Origin of the sequence: Pseudanabaena sp. FACHB-2040 (assembly GCF_014696715.1) — a bacterium.
Classification (GTDB): Bacteria; Cyanobacteriota; Cyanobacteriia; order Phormidesmidales; family Phormidesmidaceae; genus JACVSF01.
The window spans coordinates 717690-739969 of the sequence record NZ_JACJQO010000005.1 but is presented as its reverse complement, the minus strand read 5'-3'; the positions used below and the strand labels follow the sequence as shown (position 1 = coordinate 739969).

The following is a 22280-nucleotide window of genomic DNA, read 5'->3' as shown; positions in this document are numbered from 1 at the left end:
GCCCGCCGCTACTCGCGCAGCACGTAGCCAACTCCTCGGATGGTGTAAATCAGGCGCTTTTCGCCCTCGGCTTCTAGCTTCAGGCGCAGGTAGCGGATGTAAACCTCAATGATGTTAGAGTCGCCCATAAAGTCATAGCCCCAGACCTCTTCTAAGATGCGATCGCGAGTCAGCACCTGGCGAGCATTTGTCAGCAAAAACTCCAGCAGGTCGTATTCCTTTGCAGTTAGCTCTAAGCGGCGCTGACCCCGAGCTACGTCGCGAGACTTGCGATCGAGGCTTAGATCGCCAAACACCAGCAGTTCAGCTTCGGGCGGATCGGTACGGCGCAGGTGAGCCCGCACGCGAGCCAGCAGTTCCTCAATGCTGAAGGGTTTAACCACATAGTCATCGGCCCCAGCATCTAGCCCTTCAACCCGATCGCTCACCTCATCTTTGGCTGTCAGCAAAATGATCGGCACCTGCATACCGGTTTGCCGCAGCCGCCGACACACTTCTACGCCGCTTAGCCCCGGCATCATCCAGTCGAGGATGATCAGATGGGGCAGCTGGTTACGGGCCGCCATTAGACCAGATAGCCCGTCGTTGGCTACCTTGACTTCATAGCCCTCATAGCTCAGCTCCAGCTCGACGAACTTGGCCAGCTTGATCTCATCCTCAATCAGTAGAATACGGCTGTTCATAGGGGCTCCTGAAGCGATTTTTTAGGGGAGGAGGCCGAAAACTCTCTAGCAGACTGGTCAGGGACAGAGCCATGGTGAGTGTGCTGCCTGCCCCCAGGATAAACTCGACTTGCAAAGTGTCTCACAGGCTCTCTGCCTGCTTTCTACTTTCTCAGGAGAAATTCAGGCGGGCGAGCTTCAATATAGGCAAGGCAAACGTTCTGCCGTTCTAGAGGCTTCGTTGAAGATAATGAGAAACGCTGGGCGATGTGGCCTGTACGGGGTTTTGCTGCGGCTGGTGCTGTGGACGGGGGCGGGGTTTCTGATGCTGCCGCTGGCTCCGGCTTTGGCTCAGGAAGGGGCAGCAGCAGCGGGCCACTCTTTACTTGATCTGCTCCAATCGCGCCTGGTGGAGACCTTGACCTGGATCAATGGGCTGGGTGCGATCGCACCTGTGGCCTTTATTCTGCTCTACCTGGTGATAACTGTGGCTTTTGTCCCGGCTTCGATAGTCACTTTGGGTGCAGGCGTAGTTTTTGGCGTTGTTCAGGGAACGGTATTGGTCTTTATTGGCGCAATGCTGGGGGCGACAGCAGCTTTTTTGGTGGGGCGCTACCTGGCGCGGGACTGGGTCGCTGGCCGCATTGCTCACAGCCCTAAGTTTCAGGCCATTGACGATGCGATTGGGCGAGAGGGGCGCAAAATCATTTTTCTCATTCGGCTGTCTCCGGCCTTTCCCTTTAACCTGCTCAACTATGCTCTGGGCCTAACTCAGGTACCGCTTAAAGACTACGTGCTGGGCACTGTTGGGATTGTTCCCGGCACCGTGCTCTATGTCTATCTGGGGTCGCTGTTGGGCAATCTGGCAATGCTGGGGGCTGGAGGAGAGCCTGACCCCCAGGCTGCTACCGCGCAGTGGGCGCTGCGGATAATCGGTCTGCTGGCCACGCTAGCAATTACGATCTACATCACTCGCATTGCCCGCAAAGCGTTGAGAGAAGCGGTGCCCAAGGAGGAGGCCTCCGGGGCCTCTGAGAGCTGAGGCTATGGGCACTCGGCGCAACCGCTGAATTTGGTTAGGTGGTCTGGGAGCCAGGGTCGTCTCCTGCTGCCTATGGCAGTTTTCCCGGCACCTCTGCTGCGCCGCCACCGTCAGAAAGGAGTATCCTGAAAACGATAATGAAGGGAACTCATGGCGCGGCGGCAGCGGCTCAAGCGGTTTGTTTTAGCGGTGATTGGTGCGATCGCACTGCATCTTTGCCTGATGGGGCCTGTTGGGGCACAGGCGGTAGAAAGTCAGACCATTGTTGTAGATGGCCGGCCTCTGTTTCAGGTTGCTAGCGCTGGAGAATTAATGGCTCAAGAGCGGGCCAACCCGATCCAGAGGACATTAGAGGAACTGGCCGAAGCCCCCTACCCCAAGGTAGTAACCGTAGAAGTGCGGGACGAAGTGCCGGTCATTTTGGTCAACGGCGACTATTTGATGAGCATCACTCAGGCCGATGCTCAGCTCAACCGGGCAGAAAACCCAGAGGCCCAGGCGGAAATCCTCACCGAAACACTGCAATCGGCGTTCGATCGGGCTCAAACAGAGCGGCAGCAGGGCTTTTTGCTGCGAGCCACTATCTCTGCGGCGCTGGCCCTGCTGCTATCTGGAGTCGCCCATTGGCTGATTGGCCGGATCTGGCAGCATACGCTGCGGCCGTTGATGGCAGCCGCCACCTTTTCCCACCAGGAGGAAGAGCTTCAGGCTACCGGTAGCAATCTACTGCTGGGACTGACTCGCTTTCTGGCTCGGGTGGCCCTCTGGCTGGGCACAGCGCTCTACATCACCAACCTGTTTCCCCTCACGCGGCGGCTGACCTATCTGCTGACCACGGGCCTGTCAGAGGGTTTATTCGCCCGCAGCCTCAACCTGGGAGAGCGAAACTACTCGGTCCTTGATCTGCTGGTTTTGTTTGCGGTGCTGTTGGCCGTGGTGATTGTCTCTAGTGCTGCGACTAATGTGTTGCGATCGCGCATCTTAGAGGTCAGCGGCATCAACCGGGGATCTCAAGAAGCCGTCGCCATTCTGGTCAAATACACGCTGGTCTTTTTGGGAGCCGTTGTCGTTCTGCAGATCTGGGGGATTGACCTCAGCTCCCTGGCCTTGATTGCCAGCGCTCTGGGTGTTGGTATCGGTTTGGGCCTGCAAAACATTGCCAAAGACTTTGTCAGCGGCCTGATCATGGTGTTTGAACGGCCCATTCAAGTAGGCGACTTTTTAGACTTTGGCGAGTTTTTGGGTACTGTTGAGCGCATCGGTGCCCGCAGTACCGAAATTCGCACCCTCGATCACATCTCTATCATCGTGCCCAACTCCCGCTTCTTGGAGCAAGAGGTGATCAACTGGAGCCACCGTAACCCGGTTTCCCGCATCCGGCTCCCGGTGGGCACGGCCTACGGCTCCGACCCGGAAAAGGTGAGATTTGCTTTGCTCGAAGCCTGCGAAAAAAACTCCCAAATTCTTCGTTCCCCGGCCGCTCAAGTTTTCTTTACCGGCTTTGGCGACAATGCTCTGAAGTTTGAACTGTTGGTCTGGATCTCCCAACCCAACCGGCAAGTTATTATCAAAAGCGACCTTTACTTCGCCATTGAGGCCGCATTTAGAAAGCACCATATCGAAATTCCCTTTCCCCAGAGAGACGTTCACATCCGTACGGGCTCTTTGCCGATTGAACTCTCCTCAGAACTGCCCAATCTTTTCGATTCATCAGAGCAGACAGCAGGCGACTAGCAGCAACTATTTATACAGGCTTCAGTTTGCACAAGTTGCTCATCTAACTAAATGCCTTGGCTAAATTTCAGCCGAGGTTTAGGGTTAACAATGCTGCTTTAAGTAGGTGTCCCCAAATAGTCATCGTGAGCAAAGCGAAGCAACCCTTACCCAGTAGCGGCGACAAAAAGACTGCTGCGCTGCGCTCTCAGTGATAGTTATGTTTAATTTAAGCCACTCACTTATAAAGCCTCGTTAATGGCTCTCTAAACTTGCCCATGCTGACAGCCACGATTCTTTAGGAAAAACGGGAACTTTTTAGAGAATCTTCGCTAAAATAACTGCCGTACTGAACTAGCTAGCATTTGGCTCATACCAATTCTCCGTATTGCAGCTACAGGCTCTGTCCTGGGCACAGAAACTGTGCCCCTCCTCAAAACGAGCTGTAGCCGCTTGGGAATTGGTGTTAGGCGAAGCAGCCTCGGTTGTTAGGGGTAGGTCTGCACATGTTTTTGGGAGCTGAAAATAATGCACAGTAATGGTCCAAGACACCGATTTAGAACCTGGCTATTGACCAAAAAATTACGCCCCTTCGTGCTGGCTGTTGTTGCTGTAATTGCAACTGTCAGCATGGCCCTGCCTGTACAGAGCTATGTTGCGCCTTCAGCACCCCCTAGTGGTCAGACAGCTTTCGGTTTCCCAGTTCAAATTGCCCAAGAACCTAATACTCAGCAGAACAGTACCCTCTACTTCACAACGCCTAACTACGTTGTGAGCGTTTACCCCAGAACAGGTACCCCGCTCAGAATGAATATCTATAACAGGAGCACAGGGCAGCTTGAGCAAAATGCAGCGCCAGTGACCTACCGGGGCCAGTTGGCTAGTACTCCCTGGGTTTCCTACGACAGCTTTGGCTCTCGCAATGCCCAAAACGTTATTTTTCGGGCCAACGCCAATCGGACGACCAATCAAGCCAGCCTAGAAATTATTGTGCAGGCTACCAATGCGCTGCAGGTGCAGGAGAACAGTACGTCGATTGCCGCTATTAACGTACCAGATATTACGACTGGCGGCGGCCAGCAACCTAACCTAGATGCCAACACTATTCTGGCTTTCGAGACAAGAACCTTTTCAGCGCGGGTATATACTCGCGATAATACTAGGCTGCTCAATGTCTACGATAAGCTGAGTCAGCAGTCCGCTGTCAACGGTCAGGTTGCAACGCTGCTAAGCCCCACAGAAGCTCCCTATCAGAACTGGGTCAGTTACTACGGGGGGGCGAGCTTTAGGAATATCCCGGGTCGTTATTTTGTCCGGGCTAATAGTGGTGGGGAGGCGGTGCTCCAGTTTATTGACGCCACGGGGAGAGTTGTGCTTGAGGAACAGCGTATCGGTCCTTTGGTAGTCAACATTCCTCAGACCGACCTCCCTCCAGGGGTGACTCCTCCTGCCGCCACTGCCGATTTAAGCCCCTTTGTAGCGGCAGTCTTTGGCAATGAGCAGACCCTAACGCAGGTTCGAGCCATCGCGCCCCAAGCCCAGTTTGAAAGTGCCCGTCAAGGTAGATTTATCAATGCGGGCAGTTTTACTAACCGCTTTGAGGCAGAGTCGCTGGTCAATATTTTAAGGGCTCGCGGCTTTGACTCTCGGTTGGTCTACCGCGATGTTAACTACCGCTAGATTCTAAGAGTTTGGGAGACTACTGCTGGGGCATACAATGGTGTGCCCCTTTTTTGTTAGCTAGCAGCTTGATTCACCCACTCAAATTTCTAGTCAAAATTATAGGTTGGGTTTTGCTGGCAACCCAACCTCCGTTTATGCTTCGAGCCTAGCTTTGCTCACTGATTTCTAGCTGAGCTAATAGGTGGAAAACATCAACTGCCAAGCACTGGCCCAGACGCAGCAGGTGCTTAGCAAAAAGGGTTTGATCAGGACCAGGCCGAGACTTTCCGTTAGGCTCTGCGGCAAGTAGAGCGGGCACCAACACCGCATATAGGTGCTGATAGTACAGCTCCTGAGTGCGATCTGGAGACAGGTGCAGAGACAGCCGGGTTGGCACCTCAATCAGGCGGCTCAGCCAATCTACGTCGGCCTGGATGGTGTCGGGCTGGGGTTGACTGAGTAGGTGCCAGACGGAGCGCCAGACTAGCGCCTCTAGCATAGACTTGGCCCCTGGCAGGGTTAGGCGACACTGGAAGTAACTGGCTTCAGTTGCGATCGCATCCAGCTCATCTATATAATGGCCGCCGATCCGCAGCGGATTGCTGCCCGGATCACCGGTTTCTCGCTCCAGGGCTTCCAGCACTTCTAGGGCTCGCTGGCTGAGGGCAATTTCTGCCGCTACCTGAAGTTCCTGGGGTACCGGCAGACCGTCTCGGTGGAAGGCCCGCAGCAGGCTGTAGTTGTCGCGGTAAACCTGGGTATAGAGCTGGTCAAGCCGCAACAGTGTCTCCTGTGAGAGCAGGCGCATGATGCGGTGGCGCTCCTCGGCAAAAAGATCCTCTAGGCTGTAGGACCGCTCCCCGAATATTCGGTTGATCGCCAGGATAGTCTGGGTGACGCTAGCCTGCCCCAGCACCTCAAACAGCTCTTCCTTAGCGCGTGTGTAGGCCAGACGTGACCGGAAGGACTGGATGCAGCAGTGGAAATCCCAGCCGCCCAGATGCAGCACCGCAAAGGAGAGGTCGAGCTTTTCGCGGGTGATATCTGAAACTAGCTGAATCTGCCCCACTGCCATCGCAATCGGTCCCATACGCTGCAGCTGGTAGTCTCGCTGGGTAACGGTGTAGCAGAAAAGCTGCTGCTCCTGGCGATACTCCACAAACAGAGAACTCATAGCATAGTGAGCCGCCACCTGCTCCAGGCTCACCTTGGCGGGGATCACTAGCTGCTGGTAAACCCCGGCCCCATTTTCAAAGCCGGGCACATTGCTGGGCGCTTTGGTCAATCGCCGCACGAACTCAGACTCTAGCTCCACCCCGGCCACTTCACCTGCCAGCTCCAGCGCTCGCGCTGCGTAGCGTAGAATTTGGGTGCCTTCGGGCCGCGACAGCTCTTCAAAGAACCAGCCGCAGCTGGTGTACATAAATAGGGCATGGCGCTGCATTTCTAGCAGCTGCAGCGCATCTACCCACTCTATGCGGGTTAGCTTGCGGCACTGGTGAGCCTGGAAGAAACGCTTGAGACTGGCCTCACTGCGATCGCCTACCACATTGATGTAGGCATTGCGCGCTGCCCAGGGATCGGTGAAAAACTGGGGACCTTTCTCGACAAAGACTGCTGTGAGCCGATCTCGTAGCCAGTCCAACGTCTGACGCAGTGGTTTACGCCATTGCTGGTGCCAGCCCCCGCCCCCGCCACAGCCGCAGTCGTCCTGCCAGCGGTCTACGCCGTGGGCACAGCTCCAGGCGGTCACAGGTTTGAGGTCGGCCTCCCAGGTAGGTGGGTGTAGGGCTAGATAGTGAGCATAGTTAGTCACGCACCAACCGTGCTGAGGAAATTCCTGAGTCACAGCGTAAGCCAGAGTTTTCTCGGCTCCGCCTCGGTGATGCCCAAAGGTTTCGCCATCAGTAGCGACCGAGATCAGCTGGGCCGGACGGTGATCCCCATGAATTGCCTGACCCAAGCGCCCAGCAAAGTGTTGGGAAGAGCTGAGCACGTCGTTAAAGCCCATATCCCTTGAAATGGGGCCATCGTAGAAGAAAACGTCAATAAATCGTTCGGGGTCGGCATTCCCGTGAGCGTCTTTTAAGAAACAGCGGTAGGGACGGCTCGGATCAACCTGACCGCCGCCCACCTCAAACCAGTCTCCGGGTGGCTGATCCCCAGCCGCCATCGGCCGGCAGCGCTGCACCTGGGAGGGGGCCAAAATGATGAAGCGAATGCCCTCATCCACTAAGGCTTCTAGCGTTTCAGCGTCGACCGCTGTCTCGGCCAGCCACATCCCTTCGGGATCGCGGCCAAAGCGGCGCTTAAAGTCGGTCTTGCCCCAGTGGATTTGGGTGTATTTGTCACGCCGGTTAGCTAGGGGCATGATGACGTGGTTGTAGACCTGAGCGATCGCATTGCCGTGGCCATCCAAGCGAGCGCAGCTGCGCCTATCGGCCTCTAAGATCCGCTGATAGGTTTCGGGATCGTAGCCTTCCATCCAGCTCAGCAGCGTTGGGCCGATATTGAAGCTGATGTACTCATAGTTATTGACAATCCGCATGACCTCGCCCCGGTGGTTGAGAATGCGGGCAAAGGCGTTGGGCCGGTAACACTCATGGTGAATCCGCTCATTCCAGTCGTGGAAGGGCGCTGCTCCAGCCTGGCGCTCAACTGCGTTGAGATAGGGGTTTTCGCGAGGCGGCTGATAAAAATGTCCGTGAATGCAGACGTAAATACCGGTCGTTGTCGGCAGCGGCGGATTTGCTGGATCCAGGCGGGGATCGGCAGGGGCTCGTAAAGCAAGCGCAACTGTAGACGCTGAAAACTGCAGGGAGTCAGCCATAGAGTCAATAGTCAATGAGTGCAATGCAACAAAATACCAAAAGGACGAAATACTAAAGGACGCATCTCGTTAGATGCGGGGATCGCAAGTTAACCTTAAACAGCTTGGTTTAGTATCTCTGGGAATCAAAAAGCATCTCTGTTGAATCAGCGCGCAGGGGCCGGGTAAGACAGCGGATAATTCCCCTTGCGATCGCAGCGCCATCAGCCTATCCTAACGCCCCTTGATGAAACCGCTTCAAGATTTAATGTGCGCTGCTGTTTTGCCCTTAAGACTTACCCTAAAGATCCCCGCCCGTCCTAGACTCTCTCTGAAGATGGAAAGCTGCTGCGGGTTCCCTGCTGTGGCTTAATACATCCTTCTGGATGAAAGATTGCCCCGCTGCTGACGTTAAGCTGCCAATATTCCATCGTTTATATCATCAGACAGCAATCTCCAATAATGAAGTGAGCTTGACAAATGGAAGGGATTAGCCCAGCATGCTGCCTCTTCAGTCTCTTTACTCCTAACTTCCTATGAAATTTAGCTATCCCTGGCGGCGGCGCATTGTTCGCCTACGGCGTTGGGCCGGAACGATGACGCAAAGTAACAGCGGGGATTGGTTTTGGCTCAAGAGCAAGCCAGTTCTCATGGCAGGTTTGAGCCGCGATCTCTGGCGCTGGGCCGAACCCACCCCCAACTACTACATTCTGCTGCTGCTGTCTGTCATTATTTCCACGCTGGGCCTTCTGGCCAACAGCAGCGCCACCATCATCGGGGCCATGATTATCGCGCCTTTAATGGGGCCGATCATTGCCATTGCGTTTGCCATGACCTTGAACAATCGGCGACTGCTCAAGCGAGCAAGCTTCTCTGTGATAACCGGGGCTGTACTGGGCATTGGCACCGCCAGCCTGATCACGGTTTTGTTGGGGCTAGCGTCATTGACCCCAGAAATTGAGGCCCGCAGCGTTCCGACATTAATCGATCTAGGGGTGGCCTTGGCGGCGGGCGCAGCGGGTGCTTACGCCAAGTCTCGGCGGCACATTGCTGACGCACTGCCGGGGGTTGCCATTTCTGTGGCGCTGGTGCCTCCCCTCAGCGTGATCGGCATTGGCCTTGCCTTGCCCTCTCGAGATGTGGCGCTGGGGGCATCTCTCATGCTGCTGACGAACCTCGCCGGGATCATCTTTAGCGGGGCGCTGATATTTATCTGGCAAGGCTATGGCACAGCGGAACGGGCCAAGCGCGGCCTCACCCTTTCGGTGCTAGCCCTGACCCTACTGGGCCTGCCTCTTGGTCTATCGTTTCGAGATTTGGCTTGGCAGCAGCGTACCCGAACTCGGGTTTACCGCCTGGTTGAGCAATCTGCTTCAACTAACGACAACTTCTCTGTTACTAGACTATCGGTTCAACGCCAGCAGACCTATCTGCAGCTGCACCTTGAGCTGTCGGCCATGCCCCAATCCGTCACCGAAACTGAGATTGATCAACTGCATCAAATGCTTGAAACGGAGCTAGAGCAAAGGATCGATTTGAGGGTAGACGTGTTGCCAATTGCCCGATTTCGTACGACTTCCCCAGAACTTAGCCAATCAAAGTAAGCCGGGGTAGTAGCACAGTCACTGTCGTTCCTTGTCCAGGCTGGCTGTCTAGCCGGATCTGGCCTCTGTGGTTATCGACAATGACCTTTGCGATCGCAAGCCCCAAGCCTGATCCCGCCGCGCCATTCATGCTGCGGCTGCGGGCCGGATCGACCCGATAAAACCGATCAAACACATGGGCCAGCGCCTCCGCTGTGATGCCGATCCCCGTGTCTTTGACCACCACCTGAAGCCAAGGCTGCCCCTGTTGTCGAGCGGGCTGTAGCGTTACCTCAACTCGCCCCGCCTTGGGTGTGTACTGCAGGGCATTGCCAATTAGATTAGTAAAGAGCCGGGTAATTTGATCGGGATCGCCCGCCAGGGTGAATTTATCTTGGTCAAGCGGCTCTGCTTCTTCGGCCCCTGCTCCCTTGCTCAGAGCCACAGCCACCGGAGCTAAGATGCCGTAGTCCAGCTTGATTTCCTGCTCTTGGGCAATCACCTGCTGCTCCTCAGTCACTTCTGCCAACAGCAGATCCAGGTCAAAAGATTCTCGCCGCAGGGGCACCAGACCACTTTCTTGCCGCGTGAGAAACAGCAGATCATCCACCAGTCGCCCTAGCCGCCGGGTCAGCCGCTCAATCACCTGAAGCTGACTTTGCTGAGTTGCCACATCCGGTTCGGGATCGGCCAAGGCGACCTGCACGTTGGTCTGAATCACGGCAATTGGGTTGCGCAGCTCGTGAGACGCATCTGCGGTGAACTGCTTGAGCTGTTGGTAGGAGTCGCGCACGGGTGCGATCGCAATGCCTGACAGCAGCCAGCCAATCCCCGCTACCGTGCCCACCATCAGGCTAGTGCCCAAGGCCAGATCCAAAATTAGCCGCCGACTGGGCTTAGTCACCTCAAACCAAGGATGGCTCACCCGCAAATAGCCCAGCACCTGATGATTTTGCTGCACCCGCTCAGTCACCTGTCGGAGCACCTGTTCATTGCTGACCCGTACCGTCTCCCCTGCCGGATTCACGTGCAGGGGAATGTTCAGGGGCTCAGACAGAGTCGTCCACAGCAGATCGCCCGTCGGCCCAAACCATTCTAGGTCGATGTGGTCGTCTTCTCCAGTCGGCGCATTGTCTCGAAAGCTAGCCTCAACGTTGACATGGACAGACGGCTCAATCACGCCCACGGCAGTTAGCACGCGCCCGCCCGGTTCCCCCGCCTCAATCACTAGCGATCGCTGCACAATCTCAACGACGTGGTTCAAGGTGTCATCGACCCGTTCGACCAGCGTTGTGCGCACATATAAATAGAAGCCGCTGGCGAACAGCAGCAGCAGCACCGCCGTAACGGCTGTGTACCAAAGAGCTAACCGCCGCCGAGTTGCCTGAAACATTGAGAAAAGCACGCAAACAGGCCAATTCCACTTTAAGCCAATCCTCTAACGCGCGATGGCGAGGTGGAGCCCCATCCCGTATCTGTCATTGCGATCGCAGTAAAGCAATCTTGCAGAGAATGGCGCTACAGAAGCTATCGGTTTATCCCAGCTAGAATGCTAGGCCAAAAGTTTCCGCATACTAAGTTATTAGGTTGCTTCAGTCATTGGTTGGAGCAGCATCCTAAAGTTATCAATTAGAGTGAGCAACTCGCACAAATGGACTACAAAAACTTAAAAAAAGTAATAAGCGGCTACTCTGCTAGGAATCTAGAGCAGCGAAAAAATTGGTATTCTCCAGCAGCAGAGGCTTATAACCAAGCAAGACCCCGTTATCCCCAAGAGTTAATTTGTCAGGTTGTAGAGCTTGCTCAACTCAAGCCTAACTCGAAAATTCTTGAAGTGGGATGCGGCCCAGCAACGGCAACAGTAGCATTCGCTCAATTGGAATTTCCGATGTTGTGTTTAGAACCCAACCCGGATTTTTATCAATTAGCCCAACAAAACTGTGAGCAGTACCCCAATGTAAAAATTCAGAACACTTCTTTTGAGGAATGGGTACTAGGAACTGAGAAGTTTGATGCTGTTCTAGCGGCAAGTTCTTTCCATTGGATACCATCAGATGTGGGATATTCAAAAGCAGCAGAAGCTTTAAAGGAAAATGGTTACTTGATTTTGTTATGGAACAAAGAACTTCAGCCTTGCTATGAAGTGTATCAAGGCTTGTCTGGAATTTATCAGGTTCATGCTCCATCACTTGACCGTTATGAAGACAGGAAAACGCAGGAGGAAATTCTGCAAGGATTAGGAGAAATGATTACAGATTCAGGTCTATTCAAAGACCTGATGACTGGTTGTATTGAATCTAAAACAACTTATACAGTTGACAAATATTTGTTGCTTTTGAATACTTACTCACCCTATTTGAAGCTAGAGTCTGAAAATAAGAAGGCTCTATTTGAAGAGTTAAGAAATAGAATTGTCTTTGACCTAGGTGGAAGTCTTGAACTCTCATATGTATCGGCATTTCATATTGCTCAGAAATGTTGACCGGCAGTTTGAATGATATTGAAAGTGATGTTCTGGCTCAAGGCAGCCGTTCGTTTTAACTTCCACACAAGGGTTAATGTAGTTCATAATCAAAGGTGCAAGAGTACCTTAGGTTATGCTTGCTAAGCCACGGTAGGGAAGTGGCCCCATACCTGATAAGAAAAGAGCAATGGCTAATAATGAGTTCAGATCAAAAAGCCAAGAGTATATTCTAAGACTGAAGTGGGCGGGATATATTGTCTTACGAAGTGGAGCAATAGGGCTAATGTCTGGAAGCGTACTAGGTGCGCTTTTTGGCTGCGCCTATCTCACCCTCGCCCTTTGGACAAGCATGGTTGGTGCTGGATTGGGTTTAGGGCTGGGTCTCGTTAACGGGCTCCTGCTGAGTCTACTATCATGTCTATTCTTCTACCCACTTCAACATATTCGGCTCTACCGTGCGATAGCCAAAACTATCAGTGCCTCTGTAGCCGCTGGAGGAGCCCTAGGCTTCGGGCCTTGGTACTTCTCTTCTAAAGCCATGACACCCAGTTCAGCAGTTTTCATTGGCTTTAACTCTGTATTGGCCTCTGTAATTGCTGGGTGGGCAGGTTGGTTAATGGGTCAAAATATCTCTAAATGGTATGAGCAGAAATATTCAGAAATACAGGAAGAACTGACAGCTTCACAGACATTACAGAGCACCATCACTTCAAATAAAGCAGGCCGAAATCTAGCAGCCATTTTGCTATCTATAGGCTCGGGTTGGGTATATCTTGGCTTACTCTCGTTGCTCTTTCACTTTCCAGGATATAGGCTTTTGAAGCGCATGGTTTGCGGCTCTCAAGATGTAGCTTCTTGTCTTCCTTTTCCGCGCCTTTATACCTCGGTAGCAGCCGGCCTTAAAGTAACTATGCCTGCAGTTCTTGCAGTCATATTAATAGTTTTAATATTGCAAAGCCGTCCTGTAAGACGGTTTTTTAGAGCTTCAGAGTAAAATTAATATCAATAAATTATTGTATTTTGTGTCAAAGAAAGGAAAAAATCCCTGTGGCCGTAAAGTCCTCTGTGTTTATTGCAACTAGCCTTGATGGTTACATTGCTCGCGCTGATGGCAGCCTCGACTGGCTCGATCGTGCTAATGCCAGCGTTCCCCCAGACGAAGACTTTGGCTATAACGATTTCATCGCATCCGTAGACGTCCTTGTCATGGGCAGAAACACCTTTGAGAAAGCGCTTTCATTTGGTGACTGGCCCTATGGCTCCAAACCGGTCGTAGTTCTCAGCCGAGGTTCAGTTTCCATCCCAACAGCAATTGCTAATACCGTTTCTGCCTCGTCCGAGCCTCCACAGAAGCTGGTTGAGCACCTTGCTGACAATGGAGCCCAGCATCTCTACATTGATGGGGGGCTTGTGATCCAAAGCTTTCTCCGTGAAGGACTGATCGATGAAATCACCATCACAATGATTCCAGTGCTCCTTGGGGCTGGTAAATCGCTTTTTGGCAATCTGGATCAAGACATTGAGTTGACTCACCTGGCAACCAAAGCCTATGAGATTGGCTTTGTGCAGAGTAAATACTGTGTGGCAAAACGTGCCTAACCCTTGATCTGAGAGAAACTCAGTTTCTGGTCTAGGGAGGGGGGGTGCGATCGCACTCTCCACCTCACCCACAACACTCAAGCCACCTGATCTGTGTCCATAGCAGTGGCTCCTTCTGTTGCCCCCAGAGTTGTCAGGAACTCCAGCGCCCTAGCCAAACAAGCCGCACAATGCCGGGGCGGCAGCCTGTAAAAAGATCGCCAGGCAAACGCCTTGTCAGCCTCGTAGGTGTTAGCCCGATCAGGTCGATGATCCAGCCAAGCAATCCGCACTGCGTGTCCCACCAGCACATCTAGAGTGACGTAGTCTTCAAAGTACAGGTCAGGGTTGACCTTGAAGATCTCGCCCAACTCCTGCAGCGCCTCAACATTGACGTGGCGATACTCCGGAGCCTGAATCTTATTTAGCAGGTGGTCAATGCGGCGGGCAAAGTTCTGCTCTCCCGGCGTCATTTCTGACAAAATCAACCGGCTATCCAAGCGATTGCGCCGCTCAAACTTATTACCAATAACGACCCCTTTGCAGTGCTTTAGCAGCTCCCAAACTTGGGAATAAAACCCTTCGGGCAAGCGGTTGATTTCACCATCGATCTGCCGCTTACGCAGCCAATCGCCATTAGCCAGCTCTCCCTCGATATCTTCAGGAATTACCTGCCAATTGACCGAAGCTTTGGGCTTAATGTGGAGCGACTCTCGCTGAAAGACGGTTTGGTTGAGGCCGCTATAGCCAGCTAGTCCCTGACGTAGGCGCTGCTTAATTTCAAAAGGGCTCAACGACATCAGGTACTCGTAGGCTTCATCCTGGGTCAAATCTTTCTCCCGCGCCAGTTCACTGGTCAGCAGCAAAATCAGATACCCGACCCGCAGAGTCATCAGGCCATCAAACAGCCGAGGTTCGGTTTTAATTAATACGCTCAAGTACACCAAAATTTCCTGAGTCAGCACCGAGTCTCGCTCATCCTCGCCGCAAAACGTCTTGATCTTCTCCACAATTTCGTGATGAGACATCGGCTCTGTCATCAGAGAAGCATCACTGTAGGCTTTGCCCACCGAGATCTGCTTCTGCCGCACCAAGATTTCCGTCACTGCATCAGATAGGGAAATGTCGGCCTTGTTCAGCAGGCCTGAAGCTCGGCGCAGAATCGACCAGCACTCATTTCTGCCTGCCTTGGCATAGATTTCATCCAGCAGCACTTCCACAGTCACCAGATGACCAGGGTCACCTATACCCGTGTCAAACGTCAGTCCTTTGAGGCGCTTTAAAGTACTTAGCAGCTCAATCTGCTCATAGAGGTTGTCGGACTGTTGCAGGGCGGCTAAAAGCCGACTGAGATCCGTTTCCCGCTCCAGGTCAAACTCTTCTAGAATGCTCAGCGGACCCGTGTGGTCTGGGTTAAAAGCTAAATAGCTGGTAATTAGAGGCGCATACCCTACTGCTGCAGTGCCTAGCTGGTAGTGATTAGCATTGTCAATCCGCTCAATTCCAGAAGTCATTATTAGCTGAGACAGCGGGCTAACCTTGACCGACACATGGTCACAGTGGCCCGACCTCAGTTCTTGAATCAACGCCAGCAAAGGCGACTCGTGAATAGGCTTGTGCCCCAACTGAAACATGGTGTGGGTCAGCATCAGCGTTAGGGTGGGCCGACCCGGTTCGCGCCAGTGGTCATGGATGTAGGCAATTTCGCTGCGAATCTGAGAGACCAGGAAGTGGTAGTCCAGCGTTAAGTAAAACTGCTGCTGGTCCAGAAATGAGGGAAGAAAGACTGCGCCGTTGCCCTGGATGCGGAAAATTCGCGAAGTCGTGAGGCTGCGAAGCCGACGGGTTGGGCGACCACTCAACCCCAACTTGCTGTTGCGGCCAATCTCGGCATAAATGGCCGACAGTTCGCCCGCTGGAAAAACTTGAACTGGCGCTAGCTCATCTAAGACCTGAGTGGAAATGCCGTAGGTCTCTAACTCTGCCTGCAGCGCCCGATCTTCGGACAGCAAGGCAATCTGCACAATCGGCAGACGCGGTTCTCGAACCGTTCCATGGCGGCCCAACGGGTCTATGTCGCCGGGCTGCAGGAGCCCATCCCGCAAAAACTGCCCTAGAAAGTAAAGGCTCTGCGCCCAAACTAAGGGCACATTGTCATTAGGCAGACGGGCTTGACTGCCGGGGCTGAGCCGCTCTGCCTCTAGAGAATCTGCAGGCACGTAGTAGAGTTCGGGCAATAGGCCAACGCCATCTCGGTCAACCGTGAGGGCCTTTAGCCGCTCCTCGTAAAACTCGATCTGCTGAGGGCTGTTGCGAAATAGGCTGTCGATCCACAGATAGGTAAAAAAGAGCGGCCACTCACATTCGATGTGCTCAAACTGCTGCAGTTCCTCCCGCTCGTAGTGCAGCCGGGTGATATCTTCGCTAATGGTTTGATGTCCATCCCGCAAAAATCGCTTGCAGCCGTATTGGCCCTGCAGCTTGTCAATAATTTTGAGCCGGGTGCGCTCAGTTAGCTCGGGAGAATCTACTGCAAAAGCCGGAAACCCAATCATGCTGAGCAGGGCCGAGTCCACCTCTTTGGAGCCCGATTCTCTAGGCAACAGTGACTCTAGCGTGATGCGGCTGCGGGCGATCTCATCAGGCAAAACGTGAATTACCGAGGACTGTCCGCCGCGAATGCCGAACAGGTTAAGGCCCTGCATGGCTTCTAGGGCCGCTTTTGCCATCCCGACAGAGCTGGCATTGAGCTCAGGCTTGCCGTGGTTGAGCTTGTTGCCGCGTTCCCAAATGCCGTAGTCCGGCGTTCTATAGGCCCGGCCAATGTAGTAGACCAGGTTTTGAACGAAGTTGACCTCGTCTTGGGTGAAGACGATCTGCAGTCCAGAAGCCGTCATCTGGGCCAGCATTAGCAGGTAAAGCGAGGTGGCGTCGAGCTGGAGATGGCCCCAAGCGTCGTCGGCTACGACGGTGCTGCCGGTTGTCGTATCGTACTTGGCGTGGAGGGCTTCTAGAGGATTTTGATTTTCCTTAAACCGCTCTACTTTGTGGGCCTGCTGCATCATGGCAAACAGCAAACCTCGCATGAGCTTGACAACGCTTTGCTCAAGTTCGTAAGTGCGGCCTGAGTCTTCGTCAATCTTGCGATAGGCCAGGGCCAGCCCCCACACTGCCAAAATGCTGTAGACGTTGTCGCGGACCCAGGCATCGGTGTAGTTGCCGTGCACATTGACCGCTGTACTGGCTGGCAAAAGCCCTGTTACCGGGTTTTGCCGAGACAGGATAACAGAGTGAACTTGTTGATAATAGTCGTCGAGCTGGTGCTGGAGAGACGTAAGAGCCATAGCGCGATAAACGAGAGGCAGTTAAACGGCTTTAGAGGTCAGTCTTAAAAAAATCTTAAAGAGTTCTGCGATTATAGATCTTTAGCAAGCCACTTCTTCAGTAATCAGATATGGCTCAAAACAGTTCTAAATTCAACTTGATAGGCTGACTTATTTCTTGAAGTGTTCCCGGCTACACTTTGGGTGCAACGACCGGAACTCATGACGGCGCGAAATTCAGCTTTAGCCCTGTAGCAACAGAATAGACAGAGCCTCAGGGTTGCAGCGAAAATTGTGCAGAAGCAAGTCAATGGGTCTAGCAGTCTTCGAGCTGAGCCAGGGTCAACAGCATCTCGTCGATGATTTGACGCAGAACGCTTGCTCTCTGGTTAGCGTTGTTGATCAATATACTCACTACTAGAGGCTGGTAGCTAGGTGGAGTCATGTACCCAGAAAGCGACACATTGCTGCTAACTGCTCCCGTTTTGCCGTAGAAGTTGCCCTCCAGTGGAGTGTCTAGCAGCCGGTTACGGAGGGTGCCGCTGATCCCAGCTACGGCCAGAGAGTCTCGGTAAACCGCTGACTGGGAGTGGCGGGCCATGATCTGAAGCAGGTTGACCAGGGCTGCTGGTGTGGCTAGGTTATGGCGAGATAGGCCGGAGCCATCTGCGATCGCAAACTCCTCAGGATTTACACCCAGACGAGCCAGCAAGGCCGTTACAGCAGTAATTCCTGCCTCAGTTGCCTGGTCAGGGCGCTGTGCAGAAAAGGCGACTCCCAGCGTTTTAAGCAGAGACTCGGCATAGAGGTTCGTGCTGTTGCGGTTGGTTGGTATCAGCAGTTCTGCCAGCAGCGGGGACTGGTGAAAGGCAAGTTCATTGGCTGGTGCGGTCATTGGCTCTAGGGTCACTGTCGTTTGCCCCACTGCAATGCCTTGTGCTTCTAGCGCCAACCGGAAGCGGTCGATAAAGTAGGCCGCTGGATCGGGAATGGCGATGGCTGCTGTCTCAGCCTCTGAACCTGCCGTGAGCTGCCCGCTGACGTACAAGACGGGCTGACCTAAATCTCGCCCCACGCTGACAAATTCCGCTTCGCCTGGAGCCACAGTGCGAGATTGGTTGACGACGCGCCAGGAGCTGGCTGGGGTGGGAATATCCCAGACAACCTGAAGTGGTTGGCCGATCATTTGGGGCACCAGGCTCAGGTTAATGGCGTTGCGATCGCTAATCAAACTATTCACCGGAGCCCCATAGCCCGCCTGCACATCTTCCCACTCCCAGTTGGGATTGACCGGCGACCCGGAAAAGTAGCTATCATCCCCGGTCAGCGTGCTGACCTGGCGCACACCCGACTGGGCGATTTGCTGGGCCAAGTTAACTAAATCTTCGCGGGTCAAGCTAGGGTCGCCCCGACCGACGACTCGCAGATCGGTCACCGCTGCAGCCTCGCCGTAAACCGAAGTGCGAATGCGATAGTCGGGGCCTAGAAAATCCAGCGCAGCGGCGGTCGTCAGCAGCTTGACATTGGAGGCAGGGATAAAGAACTGCTGGGCATTACGGGCATATAAAACCTGGCGATCGGCAGCCTCGCCCTGAGTCTCCACATAGACGCCCACCCGAGCCGACTGGAGGGATGGCTGAGTTGCGATCGCATCTAGCGCCCCTGCCAGTTCTGAGACACAGATACCTGCCTGGGCAGGGAGGGCTGCGATCGCACCCCAAAACCCAATCATGCCGCCTAGCCCCCAGCACCAATGCCTTCTCAACTCGGCAAAATCCTTTACAGCCACTTTCGCTTGCATTCGCCACCCATCCAACCATCCACGCCATCCAACCTGGCCTGTAACTTACTGATCTGAAAACCGCTATAGGCCCTGTAGCTGCTGCAAATTCTCTCCCCCGGTCTGTTGACTAAACGGATTTTACTCTTTCAGCGACCTAGGTTAGCGTAGGCAAATCGGTGTCTTACACTAAAGAGCGTTAAACCGCATTGCGCTAAAACCAACCCCTATGGCCGAGCAAAAGGAACAGCAGCACCCCCAGTACCGCACCGATCGCCAGACCGTTAGCCAGATCCTCAACGGCGAACCTTCGGACTACAACCTGGCCGAACTGGGCCGCATGATCATTCGTTACAAAGGCTTCCCCGGTGCCCACGACATCCAGAAAGACCTGGAAAAAGCTTTAAGCAACTGGGGCCTGACTGAAGCTGCCCTTTACGAAAAGACTCGTGAAATTCACCAGCAGGCCGATGTTTACAAAGGGCTGGGACGGGGGCGAGAGGATTGGAGTTAGCCGCTATCTAGAACCGGCAAACACTTTTTCAGCTGGACCAGTCATATAGACGCGGTTGTTGGTTTCTGACCATTCGATTTGCAGTGGGCCGCCGGGGAGTTCCAGAGTGGCTTTGCGATCGCACCGTCCTGTCAGCACACCTGCCACAAGCGAGGCGCAGGCCCCAGTGCCGCAGGCTAGGGTGATGCCAGCTCCGCGTTCCCACACCCGCATCTTGAGATAATCACGGCGCACAACCTGGATAAATTCGGTGTTAATGCGCTTAGGGAAAACGCTGTGATGCTCAAACTGAGGCCCTAGGGCTTCTAGAGGAATGGCGGCTACATCATCAACGAAGGTAATGCAGTGAGGATTGCCCATGCTGACACAGGTCACCTCCCAGGTTCGATCTGCCACGATTAGAGACTGGCTGACCACTTTCTCGTCAGCAGCGGCTAGTGTCGTAGGAATTTCTCCGGCCAGCAGGTAAGGCTGACCCATGTCCACTGTTACTTGTCCATTGGTCTGCAGTTCTGGGGTAATGGTGCCTGCCAACGTGTGGATGCGGTAAGCGTAGGGCAGCGTTGCGGCATTGCCGTCAGAGGCCTCCAAGTCTCCGATAAACTGGGCTAGACAGCGAATGCCGTTGCCGCACATCTCTGGCTCTGAGCCATCGGAGTTGAAGATACGCATGGTGTAGTCGGTGCCGCTTTGACCAGGCAGGGCAAAGATCACCCCGTCTGCGCCAATGCCAAAGTGGCGATCGCACCACAAAACGGCATCTTCAGCGGTCAAGACAGGCTCGCTCTGATGGCGGTTATCGATCAAAATAAAGTCGTTGCCTAGACCGTGATACTTGGTAAACTCCATCGGTTATGCGCTCTCTTGCTTCGCCAAACTCTTCACTGCCAGATTCTCATTTTAGGGGTAAGGGCGCAGGAACATAGGCACAGTTAGCTTGAATCCACAGGTGAAGTTTGCAGCTAATTACTGGGCAGTGAGGAGTAAATTATTGGGGTATGGTGCGGTTGGCAACTGCCTGAAATTGGGGCTAGAGTTGAAGCCCTACCGCCAATTGGCCCGTAAGTACTCACCAAATCATGACAACAGAACTCGATACAGGGTTACCCAGCACTCGACAAATCCAAAACCTGCTCCGCACCAAGCAGAACATTGAAGTCAAGCTGATGACAGGCGATCTCATCAGCGGTCAACTGCGTTGGCAAGACCCGCAGTGTATTGCTGTCTCTACCGCCGATGGCGCTGTCGTGCAGATCTGGTTCCATGCGATCGCATACCTCAAGCCCCAGTAAAGGCCCAGCAAAATCGCAGCGCAGAATTTATTAATACAATCCCCCGAGAGTTAGTGCTACCTTCGGGGCTAACAATGCCTCACACACCTACACTGATCAGCCACTAATCAGCCTATGAAGGTCTTTTCAACCATCCAAAGCACCTGGGCACATTCTGGCAGGCTGTGGCGGCAGGGTTCTTTGGGAATAGTTGCGATCGCGCTCATCACCCTAGTCGCAGCCCTGCGCTCCCCGGCCCACGCCTACGAAGTGCAGATCACGCCCACCAGTCCCCAGCTAGGAGATACCCTTGCTGTCTTGGTTCAACCGGCCCGCACTGGCCCCTCTCCCGTGGTCACAGTCAAAGGCCAAAGCTATCCCACCTACGCCTTACCCGGCAACCGCTTTCGAGCCCTAGTGCCCACTAGCCCCCTCGATCAGCCCGGACGTCTTGCCATTCAGGTCAGCGGTCAAGAAGAAACGCGCAACCTAGCTGTAGATTTACGCAACCGCAGCTTCCCGGTGCAGCGTATTACCCTTTCTCCCTCGCGCGCTGGCCTGGAAGGCACCGACTACGAATTTCGCCGCATGGACGAGCTAAAGGCCCTGCGCACTCCCACCAAATTCTGGAATGGCCCTATGAGCCGCCCTAACCGAGGTAGAGTCAGCTCTGAGTACGGCATTCGCCGCTACTACAACGGTGAATTTGCCCAAGATTACTACCACCGAGGCGTTGATTACGCTGACGGCACAGGCTCTCCTATTCTGGCTCCTGCCGCTGGTCGCGTTGCCCTAGTAGGCCGAGTTCAAGATGGCTTTACCCTCAACGGCAACACTATTGGCATTGACCACGGCCAGGGCGTTGCTAGCGTTATGATTCACCTTTCCCGCATTGATGTCAGGGAAGGCGATTTTGTGCAGCCAGGTCAGCAGATCGGGGCAATGGGAGACACAGGCTTTGCCACTGGCCCTAATCTGCACTGGGGCCTCTATGTAAATGGCGTCTCCGTTGATCCGGTTCCCTGGCGCAATAGTGGTATTGAGTAGCAGGTGCATGAGTAGCCGGGGCACCTAGCTGAGAAGTTCCTTGTTTTCCGCTCATCTGTGCGAAGTCCTGGTAAAGTTTGTGCTCTTTGATGATGGCTCCGGGCACACTAGATCCAGTGGCAACGACACTAAGGACAACCTGCAGCCCCCAAAAGCTGGCTGTTAATCCATAGCACCCTAATGGAGCGATTAGCCCAATGAGTATCGAAAAAATTGTTGAACAGGCCCTTCAGGACGGCTACCTAACTCCGGCTATGGAAGCCGAAGTTGGCCGCATCTGTGATACCGCCTCTGAACTGTCGATTGAAGAGTACATGTCCCTGGATCGGCTCATGGGTGCTCTTCTAACTGGCGAAGTTGTCGCCGTTCCTCGCAAGCAGTTCATCAACGTGATGGAAGAGCTGGTTCTGACCGAGGCCATTGCGCGAGTTGCTGAAATCGAGGCCACTACTGACGCCACTCTTGATTTGGGAGATGTGGCAGCCTACGCCTTAAACCGGCTGCCGCCCCTCTATGCGACAACCGAAGAAGGAGCCAGCTATCAGCGAGAAAAGGCCAAGGGCGAAGTGTCTGACCTGATTTCTGCCCAGGTTAAAGAAGCAATTTCTCGCAACATGGATCGCCCTGACTTCTACCCCGAGCGCCAGAGCATCCGGAAAAAGCCCGTTGGAGACGATGTCCTCGGTCAGGTTAGCTCTCTGCTGCAAGACTACGCTCACAAGTTTGAACCGGCTCACCAAAGCAGCTAGCTTTAGCAGGCCTTCATTCTGGTTACTCCAAGCAGCCTCAACAGAGTTCAAGTGTTGCTGCTCACTCAGGGGGTACTCAATCC

At 53.9% G+C, this 22280-nt stretch carries 17 protein-coding genes; 11 read left to right on the top strand and 6 right to left on the bottom strand.

The genetic code is table 11. The annotated features are described in order from the left end of the window. Window positions 1-8: 8 nt before the first annotated feature. The gene (locus H6G13_RS07055) at window positions 9-683 is read right to left on the bottom strand and encodes a response regulator transcription factor (protein WP_190482440.1); all 675 of its coding nucleotides are present in this window, start codon (window positions 681-683) and stop codon (window positions 9-11) included. A 304-nt stretch (window positions 684-987) separates the two neighbouring features. Here H6G13_RS07055 and H6G13_RS07050 point away from each other — a divergent pair, with 304 nt between their 5' ends. The 3 genes from H6G13_RS07050 to H6G13_RS07040 all read left to right on the top strand — a co-directional run bounded on the left by H6G13_RS07050 (window position 988) and on the right by H6G13_RS07040 (window position 5097). Next, window positions 988-1704, top strand: a complete 717-nt coding sequence (locus H6G13_RS07050; RefSeq protein WP_199305801.1) for a TVP38/TMEM64 family protein — start codon at window positions 988-990, stop codon at window positions 1702-1704. A 150-nt stretch (window positions 1705-1854) separates the two neighbouring features. Continuing rightward, complete coding sequence (locus H6G13_RS07045; RefSeq protein WP_242028173.1) at window positions 1855-3438, top strand: mechanosensitive ion channel domain-containing protein; 1584 nt, start codon at window positions 1855-1857, stop codon at window positions 3436-3438. Between the two features lie 549 nt (window positions 3439-3987). Continuing rightward, window positions 3988-5097 (top strand): hypothetical protein, encoded by a 1110-nt coding sequence (locus tag H6G13_RS07040; protein WP_190482438.1) that lies wholly within the window; start codon window positions 3988-3990, stop codon window positions 5095-5097. Window positions 5098-5245: 148 nt separating this feature from the next. Here H6G13_RS07040 and H6G13_RS07035 read toward each other — a convergent pair whose 3' ends face one another. Next, complete coding sequence (locus H6G13_RS07035) at window positions 5246-7909, bottom strand: DUF3536 domain-containing protein (RefSeq protein WP_190482437.1); 2664 nt, start codon at window positions 7907-7909, stop codon at window positions 5246-5248. 515 nt (window positions 7910-8424) lie between these two features. Here H6G13_RS07035 and H6G13_RS07030 point away from each other — a divergent pair. Further along, entirely contained in the window at window positions 8425-9492 is a 1068-nt protein-coding gene (locus tag H6G13_RS07030) for a DUF389 domain-containing protein (RefSeq protein WP_190482436.1), read from the top strand. On the opposite strand, the gene H6G13_RS07025 is transcribed toward H6G13_RS07030, so the two are convergent. Continuing rightward, window positions 9476-10864: a HAMP domain-containing sensor histidine kinase gene (locus H6G13_RS07025; protein WP_190482435.1), complete on the bottom strand. Its 1389-nt coding sequence runs from the start codon at window positions 10862-10864 to the stop codon at window positions 9476-9478. The two genes, H6G13_RS07030 and H6G13_RS07025, sit on opposite strands and share 17 nt — an antisense overlap. Window positions 10865-11122: 258 nt before the next feature. Here H6G13_RS07025 and H6G13_RS07020 point away from each other — a divergent pair, with 258 nt between their 5' ends. The 3 genes from H6G13_RS07020 (at window position 11123) to H6G13_RS07010 (ending at window position 13534) form a co-directional block, all read left to right on the top strand. Continuing rightward, window positions 11123-11953 carry a class I SAM-dependent methyltransferase gene (locus tag H6G13_RS07020; RefSeq protein WP_190482434.1) on the top strand — a complete coding sequence of 277 codons (831 nt, stop codon included), beginning with the start codon at window positions 11123-11125 and terminating at the stop codon, window positions 11951-11953. Window positions 11954-12218: 265 nt separating this feature from the next. Beyond that, the gene (locus tag H6G13_RS07015; RefSeq protein ID WP_190482433.1) at window positions 12219-12929 is read left to right on the top strand and encodes a hypothetical protein; all 711 of its coding nucleotides are present in this window, start codon (window positions 12219-12221) and stop codon (window positions 12927-12929) included. Window positions 12930-13000: 71 nt separating this feature from the next. Beyond that, window positions 13001-13534 carry a dihydrofolate reductase family protein gene (locus H6G13_RS07010; RefSeq protein WP_347277440.1) on the top strand — a complete coding sequence of 178 codons (534 nt, stop codon included), beginning with the start codon at window positions 13001-13003 and terminating at the stop codon, window positions 13532-13534. A 77-nt stretch (window positions 13535-13611) separates the two neighbouring features. Here H6G13_RS07010 and H6G13_RS07005 read toward each other — a convergent pair whose 3' ends face one another. After that, window positions 13612-16857 carry a glycoside hydrolase family 15 protein gene (locus H6G13_RS07005; RefSeq protein ID WP_190482431.1) on the bottom strand — a complete coding sequence of 1082 codons (3246 nt, stop codon included), beginning with the start codon at window positions 16855-16857 and terminating at the stop codon, window positions 13612-13614. A 295-nt stretch (window positions 16858-17152) separates the two neighbouring features. After that, entirely contained in the window at window positions 17153-18637 is a 1485-nt protein-coding gene (gene dacB, locus H6G13_RS07000) for a D-alanyl-D-alanine carboxypeptidase/D-alanyl-D-alanine-endopeptidase (protein ID WP_190482430.1), read from the bottom strand. Window positions 18638-18845: 208 nt separating this feature from the next. Here dacB and H6G13_RS06995 point away from each other — a divergent pair, with 208 nt between their 5' ends. Beyond that, window positions 18846-19130: a DUF3288 family protein gene (locus H6G13_RS06995; protein WP_190482429.1), complete on the top strand. Its 285-nt coding sequence runs from the start codon at window positions 18846-18848 to the stop codon at window positions 19128-19130. A gap of 3 nt (window positions 19131-19133) precedes the next feature. On the opposite strand, the gene dapF is transcribed toward H6G13_RS06995, so the two are convergent. Beyond that, the gene (gene dapF / locus H6G13_RS06990) at window positions 19134-19979 is read right to left on the bottom strand and encodes a diaminopimelate epimerase (protein WP_190482428.1); all 846 of its coding nucleotides are present in this window, start codon (window positions 19977-19979) and stop codon (window positions 19134-19136) included. A gap of 230 nt (window positions 19980-20209) precedes the next feature. Here dapF and H6G13_RS06985 point away from each other — a divergent pair, with 230 nt between their 5' ends. From H6G13_RS06985 to H6G13_RS06975, 3 genes are all read left to right on the top strand, one after another. Next, the gene (locus H6G13_RS06985; RefSeq protein ID WP_190482427.1) at window positions 20210-20422 is read left to right on the top strand and encodes an RNA-binding protein hfq; all 213 of its coding nucleotides are present in this window, start codon (window positions 20210-20212) and stop codon (window positions 20420-20422) included. Between the two features lie 114 nt (window positions 20423-20536). Continuing rightward, window positions 20537-21448, top strand: coding sequence for a M23 family metallopeptidase (locus tag H6G13_RS06980; protein ID WP_190482426.1), 912 nt, complete (start codon window positions 20537-20539; stop codon window positions 21446-21448). Between the two features lie 197 nt (window positions 21449-21645). Continuing rightward, window positions 21646-22197 carry a late competence development ComFB family protein gene (locus H6G13_RS06975; RefSeq protein WP_190482425.1) on the top strand — a complete coding sequence of 184 codons (552 nt, stop codon included), beginning with the start codon at window positions 21646-21648 and terminating at the stop codon, window positions 22195-22197. Window positions 22198-22280 lie beyond the last annotated feature (83 nt).

Excerpts from the sequence above, each read along its gene's own strand:
- H6G13_RS07045 (WP_242028173.1), top strand. The coding sequence starts at position 1,855 with ATGGCGCGGCGGCAGCGGCTCAAGCGGTTTGTTTTAGCGGTGATTGGT.
- H6G13_RS06985 (WP_190482427.1), top strand. The coding sequence starts at position 20,210 with ATGACAACAGAACTCGATACAGGGTTACCCAGCACTCGACAAATCCAA.
- H6G13_RS06995 (WP_190482429.1), top strand. The coding sequence starts at position 18,846 with ATGGCCGAGCAAAAGGAACAGCAGCACCCCCAGTACCGCACCGATCGC.
- H6G13_RS07035 (WP_190482437.1), bottom strand. The coding sequence starts at position 7,909 with ATGGCTGACTCCCTGCAGTTTTCAGCGTCTACAGTTGCGCTTGCTTTA.
- H6G13_RS07055 (WP_190482440.1), bottom strand. The coding sequence starts at position 683 with ATGAACAGCCGTATTCTACTGATTGAGGATGAGATCAAGCTGGCCAAG.
- dapF (WP_190482428.1), bottom strand. The coding sequence starts at position 19,979 with ATGGAGTTTACCAAGTATCACGGTCTAGGCAACGACTTTATTTTGATC.
- H6G13_RS07015 (WP_190482433.1), top strand. The coding sequence starts at position 12,219 with ATGTCTGGAAGCGTACTAGGTGCGCTTTTTGGCTGCGCCTATCTCACC.
- dacB (WP_190482430.1), bottom strand. The coding sequence starts at position 18,637 with ATGCAAGCGAAAGTGGCTGTAAAGGATTTTGCCGAGTTGAGAAGGCAT.
- H6G13_RS06975 (WP_190482425.1), top strand. The coding sequence starts at position 21,646 with ATGAGTATCGAAAAAATTGTTGAACAGGCCCTTCAGGACGGCTACCTA.
- H6G13_RS07025 (WP_190482435.1), bottom strand. The coding sequence starts at position 10,864 with ATGTTTCAGGCAACTCGGCGGCGGTTAGCTCTTTGGTACACAGCCGTT.
- H6G13_RS07020 (WP_190482434.1), top strand. The coding sequence starts at position 11,123 with ATGGACTACAAAAACTTAAAAAAAGTAATAAGCGGCTACTCTGCTAGG.
- H6G13_RS06980 (WP_190482426.1), top strand. The coding sequence starts at position 20,537 with ATGAAGGTCTTTTCAACCATCCAAAGCACCTGGGCACATTCTGGCAGG.
- H6G13_RS07050 (WP_199305801.1), top strand. The coding sequence starts at position 988 with ATGCTGCCGCTGGCTCCGGCTTTGGCTCAGGAAGGGGCAGCAGCAGCG.
- H6G13_RS07005 (WP_190482431.1), bottom strand. The coding sequence starts at position 16,857 with ATGGCTCTTACGTCTCTCCAGCACCAGCTCGACGACTATTATCAACAA.
- H6G13_RS07030 (WP_190482436.1), top strand. The coding sequence starts at position 8,425 with ATGAAATTTAGCTATCCCTGGCGGCGGCGCATTGTTCGCCTACGGCGT.